This is a genomic window from Paenibacillus sp. SAF-068, assembly GCF_051967555.1.
Classification (GTDB): domain Bacteria; phylum Bacillota; class Bacilli; order Paenibacillales; family Paenibacillaceae; genus Paenibacillus.
The window spans coordinates 90,891-113,118 of the sequence record NZ_JBQCJX010000007.1; the positions used below are offsets into that span (position 1 = coordinate 90,891).

Annotated in this window: 21 protein-coding genes; 9 read left to right on the forward strand and 12 right to left on the reverse strand. The window is 44.1% G+C overall.

The annotated features are described in order from the left end of the window. Positions 1-46: 46 nt before the first annotated feature. Both ACTHPG_RS25415 and ACTHPG_RS25420 read right to left on the reverse strand, forming a co-directional pair. On the reverse strand, positions 47-1,390 hold the full coding sequence (locus tag ACTHPG_RS25415; protein ID WP_440392162.1) for a histidine kinase dimerization/phospho-acceptor domain-containing protein: 1,344 nt from the start codon (positions 1,388-1,390) through the stop codon (positions 47-49). Beyond that, complete coding sequence (locus ACTHPG_RS25420) at positions 1,383-2,075, reverse strand: response regulator transcription factor (protein ID WP_440392163.1); 693 nt, start codon at positions 2,073-2,075, stop codon at positions 1,383-1,385. Before ACTHPG_RS25420 ends, ACTHPG_RS25415 begins: the two co-directional genes overlap by 8 nt. Before the next feature lie 159 nt (positions 2,076-2,234). On the opposite strand from ACTHPG_RS25420, the gene ACTHPG_RS25425 reads away from it, so the two are divergent. Continuing rightward, positions 2,235-2,975 carry a TVP38/TMEM64 family protein gene (locus ACTHPG_RS25425; protein ID WP_440392164.1) on the forward strand — a complete coding sequence of 247 codons (741 nt, stop codon included), beginning with the start codon at positions 2,235-2,237 and terminating at the stop codon, positions 2,973-2,975. A 75-nt stretch (positions 2,976-3,050) separates the two neighbouring features. Beyond that, on the forward strand, positions 3,051-3,629 hold the full coding sequence (locus ACTHPG_RS25430) for a GNAT family N-acetyltransferase (RefSeq protein ID WP_440392165.1): 579 nt from the start codon (positions 3,051-3,053) through the stop codon (positions 3,627-3,629). Between the two features lie 193 nt (positions 3,630-3,822). Here ACTHPG_RS25430 and ACTHPG_RS25435 read toward each other — a convergent pair whose 3' ends face one another. From ACTHPG_RS25435 to ACTHPG_RS25445, 3 genes are all read right to left on the reverse strand, one after another. Further along, positions 3,823-4,989: a cobalamin-independent methionine synthase II family protein gene (locus tag ACTHPG_RS25435; protein WP_440392166.1), complete on the reverse strand. Its 1,167-nt coding sequence runs from the start codon at positions 4,987-4,989 to the stop codon at positions 3,823-3,825. A 139-nt stretch (positions 4,990-5,128) separates the two neighbouring features. After that, the gene (locus ACTHPG_RS25440) at positions 5,129-5,605 is read right to left on the reverse strand and encodes a GNAT family N-acetyltransferase (protein WP_440392167.1); all 477 of its coding nucleotides are present in this window, start codon (positions 5,603-5,605) and stop codon (positions 5,129-5,131) included. Positions 5,606-5,620: 15 nt separating this feature from the next. Beyond that, positions 5,621-6,166, reverse strand: coding sequence for a GNAT family N-acetyltransferase (locus tag ACTHPG_RS25445; RefSeq protein ID WP_440392168.1), 546 nt, complete (start codon positions 6,164-6,166; stop codon positions 5,621-5,623). A gap of 134 nt (positions 6,167-6,300) precedes the next feature. On the opposite strand from ACTHPG_RS25445, the gene ACTHPG_RS25450 reads away from it, so the two are divergent. After that, positions 6,301-7,131 (forward strand): MerR family transcriptional regulator, encoded by an 831-nt coding sequence (locus tag ACTHPG_RS25450; RefSeq protein ID WP_440392169.1) that lies wholly within the window; start codon positions 6,301-6,303, stop codon positions 7,129-7,131. A 134-nt stretch (positions 7,132-7,265) separates the two neighbouring features. Here the strand turns inward: ACTHPG_RS25450 and ACTHPG_RS25455 are convergent, their stop codons facing one another. After that, positions 7,266-7,835, reverse strand: coding sequence for an SF0329 family protein (locus tag ACTHPG_RS25455; RefSeq protein WP_440392170.1), 570 nt, complete (start codon positions 7,833-7,835; stop codon positions 7,266-7,268). A 298-nt stretch (positions 7,836-8,133) separates the two neighbouring features. Here ACTHPG_RS25455 and ACTHPG_RS25460 point away from each other — a divergent pair, with 298 nt between their 5' ends. Further along, positions 8,134-9,192 (forward strand): ankyrin repeat domain-containing protein, encoded by a 1,059-nt coding sequence (locus ACTHPG_RS25460; RefSeq protein ID WP_440392171.1) that lies wholly within the window; start codon positions 8,134-8,136, stop codon positions 9,190-9,192. Positions 9,193-9,320: 128 nt separating this feature from the next. Here the strand turns inward: ACTHPG_RS25460 and ACTHPG_RS25465 are convergent, their stop codons facing one another. Continuing rightward, entirely contained in the window at positions 9,321-10,313 is a 993-nt protein-coding gene (locus ACTHPG_RS25465) for a tRNA dihydrouridine synthase (protein WP_440392172.1), read from the reverse strand. Positions 10,314-10,697: 384 nt separating this feature from the next. Between ACTHPG_RS25465 and ACTHPG_RS25470 the strand changes: the two genes are divergently transcribed. The 3 genes from ACTHPG_RS25470 to ACTHPG_RS25480 all read left to right on the forward strand — a co-directional run bounded on the left by ACTHPG_RS25470 (position 10,698) and on the right by ACTHPG_RS25480 (position 13,907). Then, positions 10,698-10,904: a DUF2536 family protein gene (locus ACTHPG_RS25470; RefSeq protein WP_440392173.1), complete on the forward strand. Its 207-nt coding sequence runs from the start codon at positions 10,698-10,700 to the stop codon at positions 10,902-10,904. 73 nt (positions 10,905-10,977) lie between these two features. Continuing rightward, complete coding sequence (locus ACTHPG_RS25475) at positions 10,978-11,859, forward strand: GNAT family N-acetyltransferase (protein ID WP_440392174.1); 882 nt, start codon at positions 10,978-10,980, stop codon at positions 11,857-11,859. Positions 11,860-12,140: 281 nt separating this feature from the next. Beyond that, positions 12,141-13,907, forward strand: coding sequence for a leucine-rich repeat domain-containing protein (locus ACTHPG_RS25480; RefSeq protein WP_440392175.1), 1,767 nt, complete (start codon positions 12,141-12,143; stop codon positions 13,905-13,907). A gap of 279 nt (positions 13,908-14,186) precedes the next feature. Here the strand turns inward: ACTHPG_RS25480 and ACTHPG_RS25485 are convergent, their stop codons facing one another. Both ACTHPG_RS25485 and cysD read right to left on the reverse strand, forming a co-directional pair. Further along, on the reverse strand, positions 14,187-15,860 hold the full coding sequence (locus ACTHPG_RS25485) for a GTP-binding protein (protein WP_440392176.1): 1,674 nt from the start codon (positions 15,858-15,860) through the stop codon (positions 14,187-14,189). Between the two features lies 1 nt (position 15,861). Continuing rightward, positions 15,862-16,800 carry a sulfate adenylyltransferase subunit CysD gene (gene cysD / locus ACTHPG_RS25490; RefSeq protein ID WP_440392177.1) on the reverse strand — a complete coding sequence of 313 codons (939 nt, stop codon included), beginning with the start codon at positions 16,798-16,800 and terminating at the stop codon, positions 15,862-15,864. Positions 16,801-16,975: 175 nt separating this feature from the next. Here cysD and ACTHPG_RS25495 point away from each other — a divergent pair, with 175 nt between their 5' ends. Beyond that, entirely contained in the window at positions 16,976-17,119 is a 144-nt protein-coding gene (locus tag ACTHPG_RS25495; RefSeq protein WP_440392178.1) for a leucine-rich repeat domain-containing protein, read from the forward strand. Between the two features lie 136 nt (positions 17,120-17,255). Here ACTHPG_RS25495 and ACTHPG_RS25500 read toward each other — a convergent pair whose 3' ends face one another. After that, the gene (locus ACTHPG_RS25500; RefSeq protein WP_339304126.1) at positions 17,256-17,837 is read right to left on the reverse strand and encodes a TetR/AcrR family transcriptional regulator; all 582 of its coding nucleotides are present in this window, start codon (positions 17,835-17,837) and stop codon (positions 17,256-17,258) included. Between the two features lie 148 nt (positions 17,838-17,985). Here ACTHPG_RS25500 and ACTHPG_RS25505 point away from each other — a divergent pair, with 148 nt between their 5' ends. Continuing rightward, positions 17,986-18,897: a ketopantoate reductase family protein gene (locus ACTHPG_RS25505; RefSeq protein ID WP_440392179.1), complete on the forward strand. Its 912-nt coding sequence runs from the start codon at positions 17,986-17,988 to the stop codon at positions 18,895-18,897. Between the two features lie 229 nt (positions 18,898-19,126). On the opposite strand, the gene rlmD is transcribed toward ACTHPG_RS25505, so the two are convergent. Both rlmD and ACTHPG_RS25515 read right to left on the reverse strand, forming a co-directional pair. Beyond that, the gene (gene rlmD / locus ACTHPG_RS25510) at positions 19,127-20,728 is read right to left on the reverse strand and encodes a 23S rRNA (uracil(1939)-C(5))-methyltransferase RlmD (protein ID WP_440392180.1); all 1,602 of its coding nucleotides are present in this window, start codon (positions 20,726-20,728) and stop codon (positions 19,127-19,129) included. 442 nt (positions 20,729-21,170) lie between these two features. Further along, positions 21,171-22,052, reverse strand: coding sequence for a diacylglycerol kinase (locus tag ACTHPG_RS25515; RefSeq protein ID WP_440392181.1), 882 nt, complete (start codon positions 22,050-22,052; stop codon positions 21,171-21,173). Positions 22,053-22,228 lie beyond the last annotated feature (176 nt).

The window sequence follows — 22,228 nt, forward strand, 5'->3', positions numbered from 1 at the left end:
TGCGATCGCATGGCTCTTTTAATACAATAACCCCTCTCTCCTTTCATTATAGATGAGTCTGTGTTGGTTTATTGGAGATGACGGGTAGCGTAATTTGTAGTGAAAAAGTATCTTCTTCCTGCGACACCTTCAACGTACCGTTGTGCTGTTCGATCATTTTCTGACAACTAACGAGCCCTATTTCGTTGCTATCTTTCTTTTTACTGACACGTTTAATCTTATTCTTCACCTCAAGAATGACATATTGTTGCTTCAAAGAGATCTGGATATGAACGGGAAACACTGGATCGGCATATTTTCGAATATTTGAAAATAGGTTATCCATTACGCGACGCATGGCGACCAGATTGATTTCCAGTAAAAACGCCTCATCATATGCATCTGTCTGAACCTGCACATCGATATCGTCCAAAACCACTAATTGTTCATCGATGAGTTGATCAATCAGCGCTCTGCCCTCATACCTTTCAAATTCAATTTCCTCTTCTTCCGCGGCAGAAGATACCGTAAAATATTCGAATAATTTGTCCGACAGGACTTTGATCTGATAGGCCTTCTCCCGGCTATTATGAATATACTGCAACAGCTCCTCATGTGTCTTATACTTATTGAGCTCTATGATATCCATATATCCTAATAGAATCGTGAGTGGCGTTCGCAAATCATGGGAAATCGCCGTAATCAATTCACGGTTGGCCATCCTGACCCTCTCCTCGCTACCCAGCCGCTCCACAAATGATTTCCTCATCTCATCAATACTCTGGGCCAAAGATGACAGTTCATCCTTTCCCGATACCGTAATTGAATAATCCAAATTTCCACCTTCGAGTATTTTGATCTCTTGTTCAAGCACGCCAATATACGACGTTTTCTTATTAATCATCAGTAGAAAGGAAACGATGAACACGACAGCTGCTATGAAAACACCCATAATGAGAATGAGGTTGTAATATTGATACTCATAGAAGCTAACCAAATATATTTGGGCATCCTGATCCGCAAAATGGATGGTGGTGATGGGTATTTTCGATGGTACAAATTGAGTTAACAGCTCTTCATTAATGGCAGGATCAATCTCCGTGTTGGAGGAGAATATCAATTTATCTTTTGCAAAAATATACAGATTCAAGTAGCGTTCATGACTTATCCAATCAGATAATTGCTCGTGATTTCGTGTTGACACGTTCTGATTGTTTACGAATGTTTCGAATCGTTCAAGCGCATCTTGCTGTCTGTTCTCTACAAAGGTGGATTTGCTTAAGTAACTATCCAATACAGTCTCGCCAACAACTTGTACAATAACGAAAACACTTGTGGCAATGATCAGAGAAATGATAACCGCCAGAACCAGTTTAATCTTCAGCTTTTTCCCCATGAGTAACCTATTCAATTTTGTACCCCTTCCCCCAAACGGTCTTCACATATTTAGGGTTCTGTGGGTCATCCTCCAGTTTGCCTCTCAGATTACGAATATGAACCATCACCGTGTTATTACATGTATAAAAGTAGGGCTGCCCCCAAACACTCTCATATATATTTTCCGCCGAGAATACCTTTCGTCGTTTCTTAGCCAACAGCAACAAAATGTTGTATTCAATTTCAGTTAGAGCAATTTCCTTCTCCCCAACAAACACGGTTTTTGAATCCTGATGGACGGTAAGATCTTTAACGATGATTTGATCCGTTTCTTCAGTTTTCTCCTTGCCCCGATAAACGTAATACCTCCGCAGTAAGGCCTTCACTCTTGAAACGAGTTCTGTATAGGAGAAGGGTTTGGACAAGAAGTCATCACTGCCGGAGGAAAAGGCCAATTGTTTGTCAGAATCCTGCGTTTTCGCCGTGAGAAACAGGATCGGTGCGCTTGTTTGTTCACGAATCTCCAGACATGCCTTCAGGCCCGATTTATTGGGCATCATCATATCCAAGATAATGAGATCCGTCTCTTCATTCACTTTATCAATCGCATCTTGACCATCTATCGCTTCAATCACTTCATAATTCTCGCTCTCTAATAAAATCCTTACAATTTCACGAATTTCGCTGTTATCATCAGCAATTAGAATTTTCTTACTCATCTGATCCCTCCGTCTAATTTCAGTATAATATGCGCTATTGGCGACTACCAGCAAATACAATCGACTTAAGAATTCTTCAGAAGTTATGTAGGTATCTCTTAATAACTTCGCCTTATACTGTAAATATCTAAAGGTTATTACACAAAGGAGTCGTCAGCTATGCCACAACCCTCGAAAAAAGTAATGACTAACCTATTGTTGGGTCTGTTCCTCATGTTGTCCATTGGTCTGCTGGTCTATTATTCTCCTGCCATAATTAAAATCATGTCTTCCATGGACAACTTCAGAGAATATATTCATTCAACCGGACATTGGGGTCCAATCATGTTCATCCTATTCCAGATTCTTCAGATCGTGGTTGCACCTATTCCAGGAGAAGTGGTGCAAGTCGCAGGCGGATATATTTACGGTACAGCCATTGGTTCATTGTATACAACGATAGGTTTGATACTCGGCTCAGCGATCGCCTTTTATTTCACTCGTTTTATCGGTCGGGCTTACATTTCACGGCTGCTGCAAAAGAAAAATTATAAGTGGATGTCGTTTATACATGATGAGAAGAAATTCTCCGCCTTTTTATTTATCTTTTTCGTGATACCCGGCTTGCCCAAAGACATGCTTGTATTTGTTGCCGCTCTTACATCGATTCGTTCGTTTAAGTTCTTCATGATTCTGATAATTGGTCGTCTGCCGTGGATCATTGCATCTGCCGCCGTGGGGTCCACCATTCATATGCAACAATATACGATCGCCATTAGTATTTCTGTTATCGCTGTGATCGGGTTCGTGCTCGGTTATATCTATAGGGAGAAATTGGTGGGATTGTTCTCCCGGTCTGACAGAACCAGAACCAAAACCAAAGCCAAACTCAAGGCTGCACCCAGCTATAGTAAGAAATAATGTGTTTGGTAGAATAAAAAGAAATACAACATGAACAAAGCCAATCTATTGATCTGAACACTGGAGGTATATCTCATGCAAAACCTTGAAACCAATCGATTAATCCTGCGAAATTTCACCGCAACAGACGCAGCCGGACTGTTGGAATACACAGCTAATCCCAGAGTGAATTGCTTTGTGGATCACCGAATTTCAACACTGGAAGACGCGGCAGCGGAGGTCGCAAAAAGAAGCAATGACGATTCCCAAATCGCAGTCTGCCTGAAAGACAGTAACGAGCTGATCGGTGAGCTGTTTGGCATGAGGGAAGATCAGGATCCTGGTACAGATAAGGATACGAATTCAGATACGTATAGTATTGGTTGGAATTTTAATGGCAGATTTGAAGGGAAAGGGTACGCAAGTGAGAGTGCCCATGCTTTCATCGAGCATCTCTTTATGGAACAGGGAATAAGAAGAGTGTACGCCTATGTCGAGGATGATAACTTTCGTTCCCAGAAACTGTGTGAGAAGCTGGGCATGCGCCGGGAAGGTCTCTTTTTGGAGTTCATTTCATTTGTCAACAATGAGGACGGAACACCGAAATACGAAAATACGTATCAATATGCTTTGTTGAAAAAGGAATGGCTGGCACAGCGTGAATCGCAGAAATAGAAAAAGACATACTTATGCCTCATCATTAGTTTAAAAAAGTTTATAGAAATAAGAACGTACCTATACGTACGTTTCAGAACAAATACGGCGGCTTCTCCCTGGATGGATTCCAGAGGACAAGTCGCCGTTGTATGAATACTAAACACTATTGAACGGGTAATCGTTTATGGGTCAAAATACCGTCAGCTTGAACCTAAACGGTGCTGCCCCAATATTGTTTGGCGATCTTCTGCCCCTGATCAATCTTCGCCCATTGCTGAGCTTCGCTTAATTCGTTACCGCCATCGCAGGATGCAAAACCGCATTGATGAGACAACAGCAGCCGATCCTTATCGATAATTTTGGAAGCTTCGTCCAGCAAACGGACAACGCGTGCTTCATCGTCGAGGGTACTTGTTTTGGAGGAAAGCAAACCTAATACCACTTCCGTTTCAGGTCTGTCCTTGAACACTTCCAACGCTTCAAGTGAACCCGCACGATCATCATCCCACTCCAAGAAGAAACGGTCATACTTTAATTGCTTCAGGAACAGATTGGCGATTTTCACATATGATCCACCGCCCATGTTGCGGGAATCATAGTTACCGCGACAGTTATGTGTCCACATTTTCAAGCCAAGGCTATGACCGAAGTCAATCACGGTATTGTTAATATCAATGAATTCAGTAGCCAGGCCTTGTACTTCATCTTGATTGATATGCTCCCCTGTGAAAGGAGAGTTCGGGTTGTCGTCTGCAAACAGTTCCCACAAGCAATCATCGAATTGCAGAATTTTACCGCCCACTGCAGCGAATTCTTCGACGAATTCCTTATACGCGATCACAAGCCCCTCTTTGAGCTCCTGTTTGTTCTGATAAACGGAATCGGTACCGCCAATGTTATCCGACCAGGAAAGCTCACCGAAGATATGGGATGGCGATGGTACACAAAGTTTCGTTTGTTGCTCGCCAGCCGTGTCTTGCAGTTGTTGGAACAACTGAATAAAATGATGATTCTTTCCGCTCAGTTGGTCCGTGATCCGCAGTCCAATATCTTTGCGTGTTTCATATTTCGAAGTTCCGTCCACATCTCTGAAAAAATAGCCATGATCCGCGATATAACGTTTCACGCCGCCAAATCCCCATACAAAGTCCAGATGCCACATCGATTTAGAGAATTCGCCATCGGTAACCACGGACAAGTTATGTTCGATTTCCTTGGCGACAACTTGTTTGATAGCCTCCGTCTCGCACTTCTCATATCCTTCGTAATTTTCATAGAACGGATATTGGATATCGTCATTATGTTCAATTTGCGTTTTATATTTCAGCAGCTCATCCGGCCGCAATAAACTTCCTACGATCTGGAACTTGTCAGTCATGTAAATTACCCCCTCGTTGTATACCATGATCATATCACGCAGAGAGCAGTTAGAAGGGATACTTAAAAACCATAACTGGTTATAGTTAAAAGCTATATCAAAAATAGCACTTTTTTTGGGGGAAGTTGTGATACGGAAGTTAATGTCCAATCTCAAGAGCATTAATTTCCTTCACCATGACCATTTCTCCGTTAAAATCCAGCTCTCCATTAAACTTGAAATCAAACTGTTGGTATAATTGTAATGCTTCCCGGTTATGTTCATACAAGCTAAGATAGATCTCGTTGCACCTGTATAAGCTAAAAAGATGTTGTATAAGAACACATAGCAGTTTTTTTCCTAAGCCCTTACCTTGAAACTTCTCATCGATAAGAAAGCGATCTAACCACACTCTACCCTGCATATCTTCAATTGGCGGAAAATAACCATACATTGCAAAACCTACCAACATATCATTCCAATACAGGCCTGCAGGCTGATAATATTCACATTCATCTGCTTCTTCCAAGCATTCTTGCGTTGTTTCAATGTTGGTTACTTGTGTACTTTTTACGCGTAAATTTAAAACCTCATCCCGGTTTTGTGCAGTAACATGTTTTATCTCGAACTTATCCATAAGGACCACCCTACCTCAATTAATCTCTGTTCTACTGAACCAGTATAGAATTGTTCCTGCGAACAGCTTCAACATACTGCGAAGTTCGTCTTCAACCAGATCTTTGCCATGAATCATAACCTCATAGGACTGATTAAATTGGCTAATCGTTCGATTAGAGCTTCTATAACCATTTTTCACGTAAAAACGTTTCCGGCTGACTCTCTGCTCATAATTACTGGCAGCCTCATCAATGACCTCAATGTTGAGAATTATTCTGTTATTCGGGTACATCTCTTTAATCTTGGATAATATCTGACTGCCATATCCCTTGGACCTGTTCTTCGTATCTATAGCTAAGTAAAAGATAAACGTAGTATCCTTATATTCAATTAAATAAGTAAAGCCAATGAACTGAAGATCATCATAAAATGCGACAAAATGAATGTAACTTTTCCTCGCCTTCCATAAAAGAAACCACATCGGCAACTTTTCCTCTTCAGGAAATGCACCGTCATATAACTCTTTCAGACTGTTCATTTCATGAAAAGATTTATTCACATACTCTATTTTCAAACTCATACTGATTCTCCTTTAAAATTCATGAAAAGATGGCTATCCCATATAACCATTTCTTCTTGCCTTTACTTTAGATTTTAATGTTTGTAACATTACAATAAGGTATAACGTAACCAGATAGTCAAGGGTGGTTAATTATGGATACTGGATCAGACAAGTACTACAAAACAGGTGAATTTGCCAAGCTGTGTAACGTGAATAAAAGAACGCTTTTTCATTACGATGAGATTGGATTGTTTCAACCCGACTATGTGGATGCAAACGGATATCGTTATTATTCTGAAGGACAGTTCATGTTGTTCTCCACCATCAACATTCTCAAAGATTTGAATGTTCCTCTTAACGATATTAAGAAGTATCTTGAAGTAAGAAATTCGGAACGAGCTATACAGATGTCAGAAGAGAAAATAAAGGACATCGACAGGGAGATCGAGAGACTCACATATTTCAAACACACATTAAGAGAACTAATTCACAACGTAAAACAAGGCATGCATGCCGATTTTGAAACTATTATGGTCGAAGAACAGGAAGAGGAATTCATTATTCGCAGTGAATCTTTGATTGCGCTGGATAAAGAAGAATATATAAGCTGGATGTTAGCTTTTCATCATTTCGAGGATCGTAGCTTATCTAAAGATACCTCTTTCGTAGGTTATCTTCTAAGCAGGGAACGTATTTTAAACGGGGATTACCACTCCAAATCCTTTTTTTATGTAAAAACCAAGAGTAAAAAGAAATCTAAAACTACATCTACTTCTGTCAAACCAAAAGGTTGGTATGCTGTTGCTTACCATCATGGAAGCTACGAAACCATTGGAGAAACCTATGAAAAAATAGTGAAGTACTCCATAAGAGAAGGTTGGAATCTTGGGGATTATGCTTATGAGGAATATTTAATTGACGAGGTAGCCGAACAAAGTGAACTGAACTATGTTACCCGGATTACTATAGGCGTACAATCCTGAATAAGTAACGGCTCTCTAAAATTACACCAATAAAATAAGAGCTTCAACTCAAAAAATATAAACCCAAGTTATTTCTTTATGCCTGGGTTTATATTTTTTTTGATGATCATAGCAACCTACGAAGTTTAACTAATCTACACCGTACGACGGCGCAGTTCATAAAAATATTGCACCGCTGGATGCTTTAACTTCATCTGCTCGGACATGTTCAATATTCGCTTTTTGCCTACTCGTCTGTCCATTAAAGCCAGAATGTTAGAAAGGATATCCTTGCTCTCCAGATTATCCTCTATAGAAGTCGATAAATATGTGGTAGCTGCAACGGTAAAATTCGATTTGCTGAGTGCGGTCTGCGCCGCCAAAAGCTCCTTGGCATGGACGGAGATTTTTCTGCTTCTTGCCATGACTTGAAGACGCTCCTCGGGAATATTGCCTATGGACTCTTGCCGGATAGCTTCAATCTCTTCCTCGCTCACAGGAATGACGATGTTAGGATCGTTCTTGATCTCCTGCTCCGTCTGATACCACCGGACAGGGGCGGTCGTATCAATCATATTCAATATGTTCTTTTTATCTACGGTAATGTAACAATTTCCTGATTTATCAGGTGAATAGCGATAGCTGGTAGCACGGTACTCCACCCGTCCAACTAACGCAGGACTAAGAAAACTTTCCAATTGTTGCTTCAATTTGCTCCAGGACATAGATCCTCCTATTATGAAAAACCTACCGCATGCATTGCGGCGATCATTTTAATCGTTTCAACCAATCTCCAAAATCAACATTCACCTAAAGTATATCACAGCCAAGCGAAGCGAAGTCTCATATCAATTGTGATGCAGTGCCCACTACTTTATGCTTCAAATCAGAAGTTTTAAAATCCAGTTATTGGTTTTAAAAACGCCTATGTGATAAACTTGCAGAAAATTATCTGCTTTCTATCCATTTGTCATTTCCTATCATTAGAAATACGATGTCGTTCACAAGGAGAGGGATTTTTTAATGGCTAAGATGAAAACAACATTACCGGCTCATATGGAAAAACTCGTTAAAGATAATGATATTTCTGCTGTAAAAGAAGTTTTCGAGCAATGCGAATGGGATGCCCGTGGGGGATACAGCAAAGGTACGACCCTCAGCTTTCGTCAAATATCGGATGAAGTGGTCCGCTGGCTAGTAGAGCAAGGGGCAGATATTAATGCACGTGACAAATATCAACGCACGCCTCTACATGCTCATGCCTCACACTGGTCAGGAAATGTAGCCCTGTTTCTTGAATTAGGTGCGGATCTGGACGCTGTGGATTACCAAAATGAAACACCGTTACATGCAGCGGTCAATGGGTATAGAACCAAAGTGGTTCAAGAGTTGGTAAACCAAGGTGCTGCTATTAACGTTGAAAATAATAAGGGAAATACGCCATTAGCTAAGGGATTAATCAATTGCAGGAATAGTGATATTGTCAATCTGGCGGAGATTGCCGCCATTCTGCTGGATGCTGGTGCATCGGTCACCCCGGATATGAAAGAATCGGTGAAGCGGATTGGTAAGGATTTTGAATTCGTTCGTGAGAAGTTCAATAAAGACAAGGTCGATGAAGTTTCAGACGCGCTGATCAAACTGTATCGGCTATTTGATGTCGAGCCGGTAGCGAATCGGATCATGCACGATGGCACTAAACCCATACAGGTAACGGCAACCACCTGGCCCAAGCAGCACCAAGAGCTATGGGAATATCTCATTCCTGCTCAGGGCCATGCTCAAACGGTGCAGGGAGAGGTTATCCGCATCACAGGGCGCGTGTCCCATGAAGTATTGGATAATGGCGGTGGAAACTGGGACGCCGAGTATCGCAAGATGCTGGATGCACTGATTCGTCACTTGGGCACTGGTGCGCCACTCGCCCCGGAACTTCTCCAAGAGGCAGCAGACTTGGTCAGCAGACTTCGCAATGGATACGATTTTGATGCGCCCGCCAGATTATCCGAGTTGGCTGTGTTATGGGTATTAGCGAATCCTCAGCCGATCGCCATGGCCGCCCAACCGGAGTATACGCGTTAACGTTCCAAGACGACTAAAGTGTTACAACACAAATTGAATACAACAACAGCCCAAAAAGAAGCGGAATCGTTCCCGCTTCTTTTCTTGTATATCTTTTTAATTAATCATCCAATACATCACTCGGAAACTTAAATCCCACGTCCCTCCGCCTCATCTTGAGCCTTATTTCCAAATTCATGGAGCAGCGTGCGAACTTCACTTGTCGACTTGGCGTTCATTAAGCTGTTTCTGAGTTCACTTGCCCCTCGAAATCCTCGGACATAGACTTTAAAGAAACGGGCAAGCGCGCTGAACGAACGTGGCGCCTGTCCTGAATATTGATCATGAAGGTCCAAATGCAGCCGAAGCAGATCAAGCAATTCCTCACTGGTGTGTTCCTTCGGCTCCTTCTCAAAAGCAAACGGATTCTGGAAAATACCGCGTCCAATCATAATGCCGTCCACACCATATTGCTCCGCAAGTCTGAGGCCTGTCTCACGGTCAGGAATATCCCCGTTAATGGTCAGCAGTGTGTTCGGCGCGATCTCATCCCGCAGTTTTTTGATCTCCGGAATCAGTTCCCAGTGAGCGTCTACTTTGCTCATTTCTTCTCTCGTACGCAGGTGAATCGACAGATTCACAATGTCTTGCTGCAAAATATGAGTTAACCAGTCGCGCCATTCATCGACCTCCGTAAATCCGAGACGCGTTTTTACACTGACCGGCAGCCCCCCGGCTTTCGCCGCCTGAATAATCTCCGCCGCAAGTACCGGCCGGCAGATCAAGCCGCTTCCTTTTCCATTCTCGGCAACATTCGCTACAGGACAGCCCATATTAATATCGATACCTTTAAAGCCTTCCTTTGCCATACCGATACTCATCTCACGGAAAAATTCCGGTTTATCTCCCCAAATGTGAGCAACAATCGGCTGTTCATCTGCTGTAAACGTCAAACGCCCACGCACACTCTTGTGCCCCTCCGGGTGACAATAACTCTCTGTGTTCGCAAACTCGGTAAAAAACACATCCGGTCTGCCCGCTTCGCTTACGACATGCCGAAACACAACATCCGTCACATCTTCCATCGGTGCCAGTATAAAAAATGGTCGTGGCAATTCACGCCAAAAGTTCTCTTGTGTCATCTCCATAACTCCTCTATACATTCCAGGACAGTCTTTATCCTCATTAATAGTAAACATAGTAAAACACGTAACTTATGAATCTGCTTGCCTATCAACTATATTAGCATTAACAGTTTTCGTTGCAATTCACATTATTGTGTCCTTGCTTCTTCACTTATACCATGCAAATGTAACTTTGTTCAAACATCAGATCTGTTATTGCTTCCATTAGATCTTAGATTATTGAAAGTTCGATGATTTCCGAATAACTCTTTCCCGATTTTATCACGTCTATATTTAATTTTCAGCATGCTTACGCTTGCCGAACTGGAAAAGCTCCTCTAAAATGAAGCTCGACAAGCATTTAACTTGCAGATCGACACTCGGAGGAGGCATAACTTAAATATGGAAATTTCACTGGATATAATGAAAGATAAAGTCGAATGCTTGCAGGCTTATGACTTTCATGAACTGGCGCGAGCGATTGAAGAACGAATTGAAATCAATAAGGCATTAATGCTACGTGTAAAGCAAGTCCAACATCAAGTAACCTTTGACCCTATTCGTACCAAAATGTTATATAGTGCAGTCGTGCATTTTTCCTTAGATTGATGGACCAAGATTTGCAGTTGCTCTCAGTCATATTATGTAGTCACTTTTGAGGATTAGGGGGGGGGGACATACCATGCAGGAATTGCTCTTTACGAAGAACTATAAAAATAATGACACACTTCGAACAAGTTTTTTTAAACTTGCTGCCGATACTTTTGATATTGACTTTGAAAATTGGTACCAGCACGGATGCTGGGGCGAGAACTACATCCCTTTTTCATTTGTGGACGGAGATCGGGTTGTTGCCAATGCTTCAGTCAATATCCTCGAGCTCATCATTCACGGGGAGCATAAAAAAGCGATTCAAATCGGCACAGTGATGACACATCCCGACTATCGAGGGAAAGGACTATCCACTCGTTTAATGAACCAGATTTTAGAGGAATACGACAACAAATACGATCTCATGTACCTTTTTGCCAATGAATCGGTCCTTGATTTTTACCCCAAGTTTGGTTTTAAGCCGGTGGAAGAACATCTTTTTTCAATGGATTATACGGCAAAAAAATTAAACACACCTGCGAACCTTCGGAAACTCGATGTTGCTAACGCGGATGATTTACATCTTATTCAACAATTTGCATTGGAAAGACTGCCTGTTTCGCAACATTTCGGAACCGCCCATACGCAAGGAATACTCATGTTTTATTGCCTAAATGTCTTTAATAATGATATTAATTACTTAGAAAATGAAAACGTCATTGTTATTTATCAAAAAGAGGACAATCATATTGAGCTCTTCGACGTTGTTAGCTTAAACGAAATAAATATGAAAGATATCTTGGATAAGATTGCAGATGAGGATACGGAGACAATAACCTTCCATTTCACACCAGATGCAACAGAACATCTCGTTCTAAAAAGTACTCTTACCAATGACGGATTATTTGTAAGAATCCCTGGTGATCATCTCTACCCGGTGCAAGTTAAACATCCCATTACTTCGATCGCTTAACGACTTATGTAATATCCCACCACCAGCTAAACGTTAAAAAGATCAAAGAGGAGCAGGGTTTCCCTGCTCCTTCGTTATGTGAAACTTCTTTCTCTCATCAAACGTAAATTCACAAGGTATAATGAAAGCAGATGACCGTTCAGCATGATCTTATCACCATCATAATGAAGGAGGGGACATTCGTGGCCTTTATCCCGTTAAACTGTCCCAATTGCAACGGTAGAATTGAGTACAAAGAGGGTCAAATCTTAAAGTGCCCTTATTGTGAAACAGAGCTTTTATTGAAGCAAAATAATGTCTATTACGTGGACCAGACCATTAATCATTACCACGGAACGCCCCCAAAAACAGCACCGACGCTGAACGTCTCTGTAAGGCTGCTGCTGATATTGATGCTGCTCCTGACCGGGGCCATCGGTACATATTTTTATTATAGCAACAGCTCCACCTATCCCAAAACAGAAGCCAATCTGCCTGTGCGAAAGATGCCCGAAAGCGAGGTTCTGCTCTCATTTTTGCGAGATATCTTCGATAAAGGGTCTGCCTTGCCAACAGAGGAGGAATTGGCTCGTATTCGCTATTTAACCGTAGAGCATTCGGAGAATGATCAGTGGCAATTTACGTATAGCCTTTCCGATCCCTTCAGCGATGAACAGGCCGAAAAGATCACCTATGTTACTCAGGATAAGAAACTAAATAGCCAACGGATTGATCAGCGAGATTTTGAAGCTTTTACGGGACTGACGGCATTGGACCTGACGAATACCTATGAAATCTCCCAGACGGACCAAACCACTTTGGCACATATGTCCGGATTAAAAAGTTATGGCGGCGCTTTTAATGAATCTTTTGGCACATTTTCGGACTACTTTGGTGACAAGTCTAACATTACGGAGCTTACCACTCAGCTTCGCAGCAATCAGGAATTGGCCCTGTTGCTGGAATTCCCCAATCTGAACTCTTTATCCATTACCTATGTGGATGAGTCCGTAACGGATTTATTTCTGTTGAATAAACTGCCACTCAAGTCCCTGTCCCTTACCTTTGTCGATGAACTCGGATGGTTGTCGTCCATGACCGGGCTAACATCCTTATCTATACAGCACAGTGAAACCACAGACCTGCAGCCGTTATATGCCTTGACCCAGCTTCAGGAGCTTCGTTTGTCCTTTTTAACAAATGTAAAGTCCATCGACTTTGTGCAAAACATGCCTGCTCTACAAACGCTGGATATTGAAAATGTAAACTTCTCCAGTCTGGAGCGCTTGACCGGCAAAAACTCCATTACTACACTGCGCCTGGCTTCTCTAAGTCAGCTTGGTTCGGTAAAGGCCATCAATAGCCTGTCATCTCTGCGGGAATTAACGTTGTCCGGCTACTACGAGAATGCAGAAGCGCTGACATTGCCTAATGTCGAGCGGGTGGAAATTCCAAGCTCCTTTCTCTCCGGGCTGAAAGCGCCCGCCGTGACCAGTCTGGCACTCCGTGGCGGAAGCGGCGAGTTGAATCTGGCAGCGCTGGGGAAATTCCCGAAACTGGAGCAACTATCGCTCTGGGAGATCGATGAAATAACCCGTTTGGGCGCCTTGGACGGCTTGTCCAGCCTAGAGACCCTGAACATTTACGACTCTTCACTATTTAAGGAGAGCGATGCTTTATTTCGTTTGAAGCAGGTCAAATCGCTGATGTGCTCCGAGTGCAGGCTGAACTTTGAACAAAAAACGGCCGTGGAGAACAGCGTGCTTGAACATTTGACCTTAGAGCAGCCGTATTTCAGCATTAACAATACCTCCGTTACTGAAGTTGACCAAATGATGCCATACTTTGCCAAACTGTCCGCTCTGCGTTCCTTCACTATGCAAGACAGCAATTTGGCTTCTCTCGAATTCATGAGCAACTGGCAGGCCATAGAAGAGCTTCACCTCGAGAACAATGCCATTTCCAATATTGAGACAATAAGCCAGCTGCCTGATCTGCAAAAGGTCTATCTCCCAGGTAATTCTGTACAAAACAAATCCGTGCTTGGTGCGAGTGTGCACGTATATTAATTACCGTCTATGATGTTGGCGAGTTTTAGACTACTACAGTTAATGGATGGTATTGAAACAAAGACAAAAAAGGGGTTCCCCTTATGCAGTTCTTCCTGCATGGGGGAACCCTTTCGTTGCTTTAAATCAATTCAGAAGCCTTCAATATTCTTTGGACGATAGCTGCAACCTCAGCACGGATGATGTTGGCATCCAAAGATCAGTCTCCACATATAAAGGGATCTTGACGAAACAAACAAGCGGCTGCCTGATCGGCAACCGCTTTATCGGACATGCTTATTAAATGTCGTAGTTATTCGAAGGACTATGATCGATAACGGATTGCACGACTCGTTTAACCACGGATTTTGCGGCATCCTGGGTGGACATTCCGCCGATCTCATCCGCGTTAACTTCGATAAATCCTTTGCCCCCGATGATCTCTCGAGCTGTCTCAAGCTCGCCCGCACTGATAGAATCATGGGAAACCAGTGAGATCAGGCCAGCGTCGTTCAACACCTTTGCCATCTCCGCCGTACCGCGGAGCGTTTCTCCACTGACGCTCTCAAGCAGCATCGTATGATAACCGGATGACATTAGTCGCTTCTCCACTTCCTTGGCGATAGATACCGTATCCGAGCCAGCAAACCATACCGTGAGCGGAGATTGTCCTTTCTGCTGGGCGCGAACATCTCTCGTGATCCCAGTATCCAGCGTGGCAAATCGGCTTTCTCCCTTCAGAGCTTGATCAATGACTCCGCACGCGGACGTCATGTTGGTGACACGATCAATGAGGATAAAACCTCCGATGCTCTTATTGTGTTCAAAGGAATCGAAGACGATCTGATCCGACAGTGTGAATTCACACTTGGCCAATTCGTTCTTAACAATTTGATCGGCTGGAACGGTATGGCCCGTGTTAATGTCAATTTTATGGGTAATCGCAGTTACAGTGCCTGGAAGAGTCTTCGTTCCGACCTTTACCCAATAATGCTTGCCCGGAGTCAGGACGGAATCGTCCATCCACAGGATTGTAGAAGCGAAGCTGTCAGCTTCTTGGACTTGATTGTCCATCGTGAGCACGCAACCCCGCGAGACATCAACTTCGCGGTCCAGTTGTATCGTAACTGGTTGGCCAGCATAAGCCGAATCCTGAGCTTGGTCCGTCACCAAAATCCGCTTAACCTTGGCTTTCTCCCGACTTGGCAGAGTCATGAGTTCGTCTCCGACCGAAATCTTTCCAGCCTCGATCTGGCCCTGGAACCCACGGAACGTATGGTCCGGTCTGCTTACACGCTGAACTGGCATCATGAAAGGCTTCGTATCATTGGTAGTATGAACATCTATACTTTCTAAATACGGCAATAAAGCTAACCCCTCGTACCAGGGTGCATTCGGCGACTGGGTTGTAATGTTGTCCCCTTCCGTAGCGGACACGGGAATGACCTGAATGCTCTTGATTTGGAATTCGGCCGTCGTTTGGATGAACTCTTCCTTGATTGTCTCGAACGTCCTTTGATCGAAGCCGACCAGATCCATCTTGTTCACAGCCAATACGAGATGCTTGATCCCCATCAGGGCGCAGATCCGGGCATGGCGTTTGGTCTGGGTAATGATGCCTTTGGTAGCGTCCACCAGAATGATGGCTAGATCGGCAAAGGAAGCGCCTACAGCCATGTTGCGCGTATACTCTTCGTGTCCCGGTGTGTCCGCCACGATGAAGGAACGATGAGACGTCGTAAAATAACGATATGCCACATCAATGGTAATCCCTTGTTCGCGTTCGGCCAGCAAACCATCCAGGAGCAGCGAGTAGTCGATTTTGCCGCCTCGGCTTCCCAATCGACTATCGAGCTCAAGCGCGCGTTCTTGATCGGCAAATAGCAGTTTGGCCTCATAGAGCATATGTCCGATCAGCGTGGACTTGCCATCATCAACACTTCCACAGGTAATGAATTTAAGTAGACTCTTCATGTTAGAAATAGCCCTCCCGTTTGCGTCGTTCCATGCTTCCCGCCGCTTCTTGATCGATAACCCGACTGGTCCGTTCGGAAGATAACGCACCCAATGTCTCCTCAATGATCTCATCCAGTGTAACGGCATCGGACTCGACTCCGCCCGTGAGCGGGTAACAACCCAGCGTGCGGAAGCGAATCTTCTTCATCTCTACCTTCTCGCCAGGCTCAAGCTTTATCCGCTCGTCATCCACCATGATGATATGCCCGTCACGATTAACGATCGGTCTTACGTCGGCGGAGTAAAGCGGAACGATATCGATGTTCTCCCGACGAATGTATTGCCAGATATCCTTCTCAGTCCAGTTGGACAGCGGAAAGACTCGAATGCTCTCACCCTTGTTGATTCGCGTGTTGAACAGCTTCCACATCTCCGGACGTTGGTTCTTCGGGTCCCACGAATGATTCTTGTTCCGGAACGAGAAAATCCGCTCCTTCGCACGCGACTTCTCCTCATCACGTCTTCCGCCACCGAACGCAACCGTGAATCCGTATTTGTCCAATCCCTGCTTCAGGGCTGTGGTTTTCATAATGTCGGTATATGCGGAACCATGGTCGAAGGGATTGATTCCTTGCTGAATAGCCTCTTCATTAGAGTGCACGATCATCTCGATACCAAATTCCTTCGCCTTTCGGTCGCGGAACTCAATCATTTCCTTGAATTTCCAGGTTGTATCGATATGCATGAATGGGAACGGCGGCTTCTCGGGGTAGAAAGCCTTTAGGGCCAAGTGCAGCATGACCGAGCTGTCCTTGCCGATGGAATACAACATGACCGGTTTCTCGCACTCCGCTGCTACTTCTCTGATAATGTATATCGCTTCAGCCTCAAGTTGATCCAGATGTGTTAATTCTTGCATGGCAAGGGCGGCCTCCTTTTTAATCCTCACTAAAACCATCGTATTTATAAACTTATCCTATCAGATTCCATCTTTATTGCAAAGTGGAAAAAAGCAAAATTTATGATGTCTATGTGTTGGAACGACAATATTCAGCATTGAGTAGCCGTTCACTCCTATAAAAAATCGCCTGAACGAATGATTTGTACTGAGCTGCAAATGGAATCGGATGGACATGGAACTTGAGCTTCATCTCGAGAACAATGCCATTTCCAATATGGAGACTCTAAGTCAGCTGCCTAATCTGCAAAAGGTGTATCTCTCCGGTAATTTCGTACAAAACAAATCCGTGCTTGGTACGGGTGTGCACGTATATTAATTACCGCCTTGGATGATGGGGAGTTTTAGACTACTACAGGTAATGGATGGTATTGAAACAAAGACAAAAAAGGGGTTCGAGAATATATAAATTCTCGAGCCCCTTATGTTTATGTTTCGCTTTCTAACCATCATCTCTACACTCCAGAGCGTTGCGGATTGACCGTGCCAAAGATATGATACGGTGTTATCCCCTTTGAAAATAGACTATCGATCAGCTTGATCAATTCCTCCGATGATAGATCTTTGTCTCTGTGTATCCAAAGACGAAACATAGATATTAATGTTGATATGTAAAACTCAATGATGTATGGTGCCAAGACATCATCTGTTGAAAAATCCATAATCAATCGCTCAAAGGGAATTTCTCTTTTCAAGCGTTCCACAAAATGAACAGAACCATAATCGCCCAATACAGCTTTAAGAACTGAAATTTCCTCTGCATTTTCCAAGCATTGAAGTGCATCTTGGATAGTATGTGTAGAAAACTCTCTTCCTGCCATTTCCTCCTTAATTGATTTCAACATGCGCTCTTCAACGCAGTCCAACAGATCATAGATATCTGTAAAGTATTGATAAAATGTACTCCGATTATATCCTGATTGGTTAGCAATCTCTTGAATGGATATCTTTTCGATTGGTTTTCGGCAATATAAATCACAGAATACATTTATAAATGTCTGCCTTGTTTTTTCCGTAATTTCAGGTTGCTTATTCATGTTTGACCTCCATTTTCTATTGGATTGATTATACGACAGATATTAAAAATCTGATGGTTGATGACCAAATAGTGAATCTATACAATAACATTATACAACACGTTGTTGGATTATCGACAAAGATGAATATGGATATTAGGAGGCTAAGATGAGAATTTTATTTTTCGGTAGAGGTGTAATATCGACCCAATACGCTTGGGCTTTAGAGAAGGCAGGGCATACCGTTGAGTTTTACGTTAGAAAAGGGAGGAAAGAAACATTTGGAAGTCATATCGCTCTTGAAATGTGGGACGCACGAAGAGGAAAACATTTCATCCAAGAAAGCTGGAAAATCAAGCTGCATGAGGAGATAAACCCAAATTATGATCTCATTATTGCGAGTGTCAACACGGAACAACTTCCCGAAGCAGCAAGAATACTTTCGACTACTGCTGGTAACACCCCGATCCTAATATTCAATAATATTTGGCAGGATTTAAAGTCATCAATCTTGCCCCTGTCTATGAACAATGTTGTCTTTGGGTTCCCAGGAGCAGGAGGCGGCATTGAGGACAATAAGCTTAGGGGCGGCTTTTTAAAGATGATATTTCTGGAAAAACCACGGGTAGGCACGGAACAGATCAACAACAAGGTCAAAGAACTATTTGAAAGCGCCCATTTTAAAATCAATTGGATCAAGGATATGCAAAGCTGGTTATGGAATCACTATGCCACGAATGCGGCGATGGAGGCCGAGGTGTTAAAACGGGGAAGTTTCCCAGCACTCTTGAATCATGGTGACTCATTCGCAAATGTCGGTAAGAGTATGCGGGAAATGACCCCTGTACTTAAAGCAAGAGGCGCAAAGATGGACGCGATTACTCTACTGTTGACCAAGATTCCACCAGTACTTCTCGGAACGCTGTTTAACAAGGTTATTTTTGCAAAAGGCAGCTTACCACGACTTTTCATTGAATACAATAATAGTACGTCCAGTTTTGCAGTACTTGAAGTTGTGAGAGAAGCCCAAAAGTTAGGTATACCTTTGCCACGTCTTACTGCGGTATTAGAAAACACTTAACAACACCAAGCTATTGAAAACGGATAAACTGGAAAACTTGATATTGTTCAGACCACCATCAACTCTCCAAATGATTATATAAAACGATTCTCCATCCGACGAACGGAAGCATCATTAAATGTCCTTCGTTGAATGAATTAATTTGGTTATAAATAGCTAATTAGCCCGAACTTTAGAAGCTTCGGGCTAATTAGCTATTTATTAAAGCAGGTAATCTAGCTTCAAAACACTACTCCCTCACCAACATCGCCACCGACTCCACATGCACCGTGTGTGGGAACATATCCACCGGCGTTACCTCAACCGTGCGATACCCGCCATCCTCCAGCACACGCAGATCACGTGCTAACGTGCTCGGATTACAACTCACGTACACCACACGTTCCGGCTTCATCTCCAGGATCGTTTCCAGCAAACGTGGATCACAGCCCTTACGCGGTGGATCGACAACGATGACGTCGGCTTCGATGCCTTGTTCTTTCCAGCGCGGAATAACGTCCTCGGATGCACCCACTTCAAACTTCACGTTACGCATCTCGTTCAAGAGCGCATTGCTGCGCGCATCCTCGATCGCTTCAGGCACAATCTCGACCCCATACACCTGATCCGCATGTTGCGCGAGGAAAAGAGAAATCGTACCGATGCCGCAATAGGCATCGATCACGGTTTCTTTGCCGGTTAGTCCGGCGTACTCCACCGTTTTCCCGTACAGCACTTCCGTCTGCACCGGATTCACCTGGTAGAACGAACGCGCCGAAATGGCAAACTGCACATCACCGATATAATCATAGATTACATCACGGCCCCATAGGACGCGGGTCTCATCACCGAAAATGACGTTGGTCTGTTTCTTGTTCACATTCTGGCAGATACTCGCCACATGCGGAATCGCTTCACGGATACTGCCAATCCACTCGTCTTTGTACGGAATGTCTCGTCCATTGGTGACCAGAACAAGCATCATCTCGCCTGTACGGAACGCCTTCTTCACAACCACATGGCGCAGCAGACCGCGACCTGTCTCCTCGTTATATGCACTGATTCCAAAATGACTGCCGATCTCCTTCACCTTCGCAACCACTTCGTCATTGTGCTCATGCTGAATGAGGCAGGTGTCCATGTCGATGATCCGATGACTTCCTTTGGCGTAAAATCCTCCTACCAAGCCACCCTCGGTCACACCAATTGGCACCTGTGCCTTATTACGATAGCGCCACGGCTCGTCCATACCCATCGTAGGAAGAACGCGAATGCCTTGCTCCGCATCTTCTGTATTCTCCACCGTCACGTTCAATTTGCCAATCCGCTGCAAATTATCTACGACCAACTGGCGTTTCCACGCAAGCTGTCCGGCATAGCTCATATGCTGGATCTGGCAGCCGCCGCACTGATCGTAGATCGGGCATGGCGCGGACACACGATCCGGGCTTGCTTTCACGATCTCCAGTAACTTGGCGTAGCCATACTGCTTCTTGGTTTTCATCACGCGAACACGCACAGTTTCACTCGGAAGCGCACCCTGCACGAAGAGCGTGTATCCATTCGCGCGACCTACCCCTTCACCGTCATGGTTCATACCAATGATGTCGATGACGGTCTCTTCATTTTTGCTAACGGGCAGTCCTTCGATTGGTGCTGATTCACGCGCTCTCCCCTTTGAACGAACGGCAGAAAGAGATGCGCCTTGTGGCCGCACCTCTTTCCCTTGCTGACGTGGTGATGGACGAGATGATTGACTTGGCTGACGGGACGCTGAAGCGTTCCCTTGCCCCTGAGAGGCAGCCGAATTCCGGCGGTTTTTTCCACGACCGCTGCGGTTCGTATTAGACAACGTACATTCACTTCTTTCTTCTTATATGGTATCACATCAAAAATAACGTTCCGAATTTCTAATGAACTTCAGAAACGTTATATCATCTTCGGATGGTGTTTTACGACCTTATTAGACCATTTTCTTCATAATAACGACGTTGAGATTCGTTAGATTCGCAGATTCGGCGATTTCGCCATATTAAGGCTTTCTGAGTTCGTTAGCCGCCGGCACTCGACCAAACTGCTATTTTCAGCATGGTGACCACATGAGATTATACGCGATCCCACCGTACACGGCAACTGGAAAATCCACTTCCATCTCGCCTTACCGCAGAGCTGAATCCAACTCTCCTCAACAGTTATGCGATACTGTGCAACCACTGCTGCAGCATCATAGCTTTTCTGAGGGGATCAACATTGCTTTTCGCAAGCGACCCACATTGCCCACAGCAACTACATTCTTAACGATACAATTGCAGATGATGCTTGAGGTTCGTAAATGTAGCTGGCAGCGTACCGCCCAACTCTCCATCAAGGTTCAATTGCACATAACCCGGCGAGGTAACTTCCATATGACTCGTCTGGAAATGAACCACTTTCTTGTCGTTCAGATGCTCCCCACGCAGCGCGAGCGTGACGAGGCGGATCATGTCAGCCAGATTACATTTGCGGACACCGATCACATCGAACAGACCATCATCAATGGTCGCACCTGGAGCAAGCTTTTCAAATCCCCCAACCGAATTGGTATTGGCGATGAGGAATAACATGAATTCATCATGAATCTCTTCCTGACCGTCGGCGCGAATAATCAGCTCCTGAGGAGACAGGCTCGCCATTTTCTCAATACCCTTCATATAATAGGCCAGTTGCCCAATCATCGTTTTCAGACGACTCGGCACTTCATAGGTCAGTTCAGTTAATGATCCACCACCGGCGATATTGATAAAATATTTATCATTGGCTTTGCCCAGATCGAGCGGACGAAGCTGCTGGTTAATGACCATATCCACGTAATCTTCCCATTGTCTCGGAATGCCGAGTGCACGTGCAAAGTCATTCGTCGTTCCCAAAGGAAACACACCCAGCGGCGGACGATTCTCCCGCTCGGCCATGCCGTTGATGACTTCGTACAATGTACCATCGCCACCAGCAGCAATAATCATGTCATATCCGCGTTCAATCGCGAGTTCAGCTTCCCGGGTTGCGTCACCTTCACCCGTCGTTGCGTGACATGAAGCTTCAATACCACCTTGATCCAAACGCTGCAAAATATCAGCCAGACGTTTCTTCATTTCTTCCCGGCCTGAGGTCGGATTATATATTAAGCGAGCTTTTTTCATCTCATACGCCACCTATTCCACATTATCCATGAGTCTATACGACCTCATAATCTTACCTTGCATCCATCCACAAAAGGGCATATTTTTAACACAACAATGAACTTCCGTTCATTCTGCTCTAATCTTTCGTCTTACCTATATCTATGCATCAGGAATTCCGTCTCATTCCAAAGCCT

Coding starts and splice junctions, on each gene's coding strand:
- ACTHPG_RS25420 (WP_440392163.1), bottom strand. CDS start 2,075: ATGAGTAAGAAAATTCTAATTGCTGATGATAACAGCGAAATTCGTGAA.
- ACTHPG_RS25425 (WP_440392164.1), top strand. CDS start 2,235: ATGCCACAACCCTCGAAAAAAGTAATGACTAACCTATTGTTGGGTCTG.
- ACTHPG_RS25430 (WP_440392165.1), top strand. CDS start 3,051: ATGCAAAACCTTGAAACCAATCGATTAATCCTGCGAAATTTCACCGCA.
- ACTHPG_RS25435 (WP_440392166.1), bottom strand. CDS start 4,989: ATGACTGACAAGTTCCAGATCGTAGGAAGTTTATTGCGGCCGGATGAG.
- ACTHPG_RS25440 (WP_440392167.1), bottom strand. CDS start 5,605: ATGGATAAGTTCGAGATAAAACATGTTACTGCACAAAACCGGGATGAG.
- ACTHPG_RS25445 (WP_440392168.1), bottom strand. CDS start 6,166: ATGAGTTTGAAAATAGAGTATGTGAATAAATCTTTTCATGAAATGAAC.
- ACTHPG_RS25450 (WP_440392169.1), top strand. CDS start 6,301: ATGGATACTGGATCAGACAAGTACTACAAAACAGGTGAATTTGCCAAG.
- ACTHPG_RS25455 (WP_440392170.1), bottom strand. CDS start 7,835: ATGTCCTGGAGCAAATTGAAGCAACAATTGGAAAGTTTTCTTAGTCCT.
- ACTHPG_RS25460 (WP_440392171.1), top strand. CDS start 8,134: ATGGCTAAGATGAAAACAACATTACCGGCTCATATGGAAAAACTCGTT.
- ACTHPG_RS25465 (WP_440392172.1), bottom strand. CDS start 10,313: ATGACACAAGAGAACTTTTGGCGTGAATTGCCACGACCATTTTTTATA.
- ACTHPG_RS25470 (WP_440392173.1), top strand. CDS start 10,698: ATGGAAATTTCACTGGATATAATGAAAGATAAAGTCGAATGCTTGCAG.
- ACTHPG_RS25475 (WP_440392174.1), top strand. CDS start 10,978: ATGCAGGAATTGCTCTTTACGAAGAACTATAAAAATAATGACACACTT.
- ACTHPG_RS25485 (WP_440392176.1), bottom strand. CDS start 15,860: ATGAAGAGTCTACTTAAATTCATTACCTGTGGAAGTGTTGATGATGGC.
- cysD (WP_440392177.1), bottom strand. CDS start 16,800: ATGGTTTTAGTGAGGATTAAAAAGGAGGCCGCCCTTGCCATGCAAGAA.
- ACTHPG_RS25495 (WP_440392178.1), top strand. CDS start 16,976: ATGGAACTTGAGCTTCATCTCGAGAACAATGCCATTTCCAATATGGAG.
- ACTHPG_RS25500 (WP_339304126.1), bottom strand. CDS start 17,837: ATGAATAAGCAACCTGAAATTACGGAAAAAACAAGGCAGACATTTATA.
- ACTHPG_RS25505 (WP_440392179.1), top strand. CDS start 17,986: ATGAGAATTTTATTTTTCGGTAGAGGTGTAATATCGACCCAATACGCT.
- ACTHPG_RS25515 (WP_440392181.1), bottom strand. CDS start 22,052: ATGAAAAAAGCTCGCTTAATATATAATCCGACCTCAGGCCGGGAAGAA.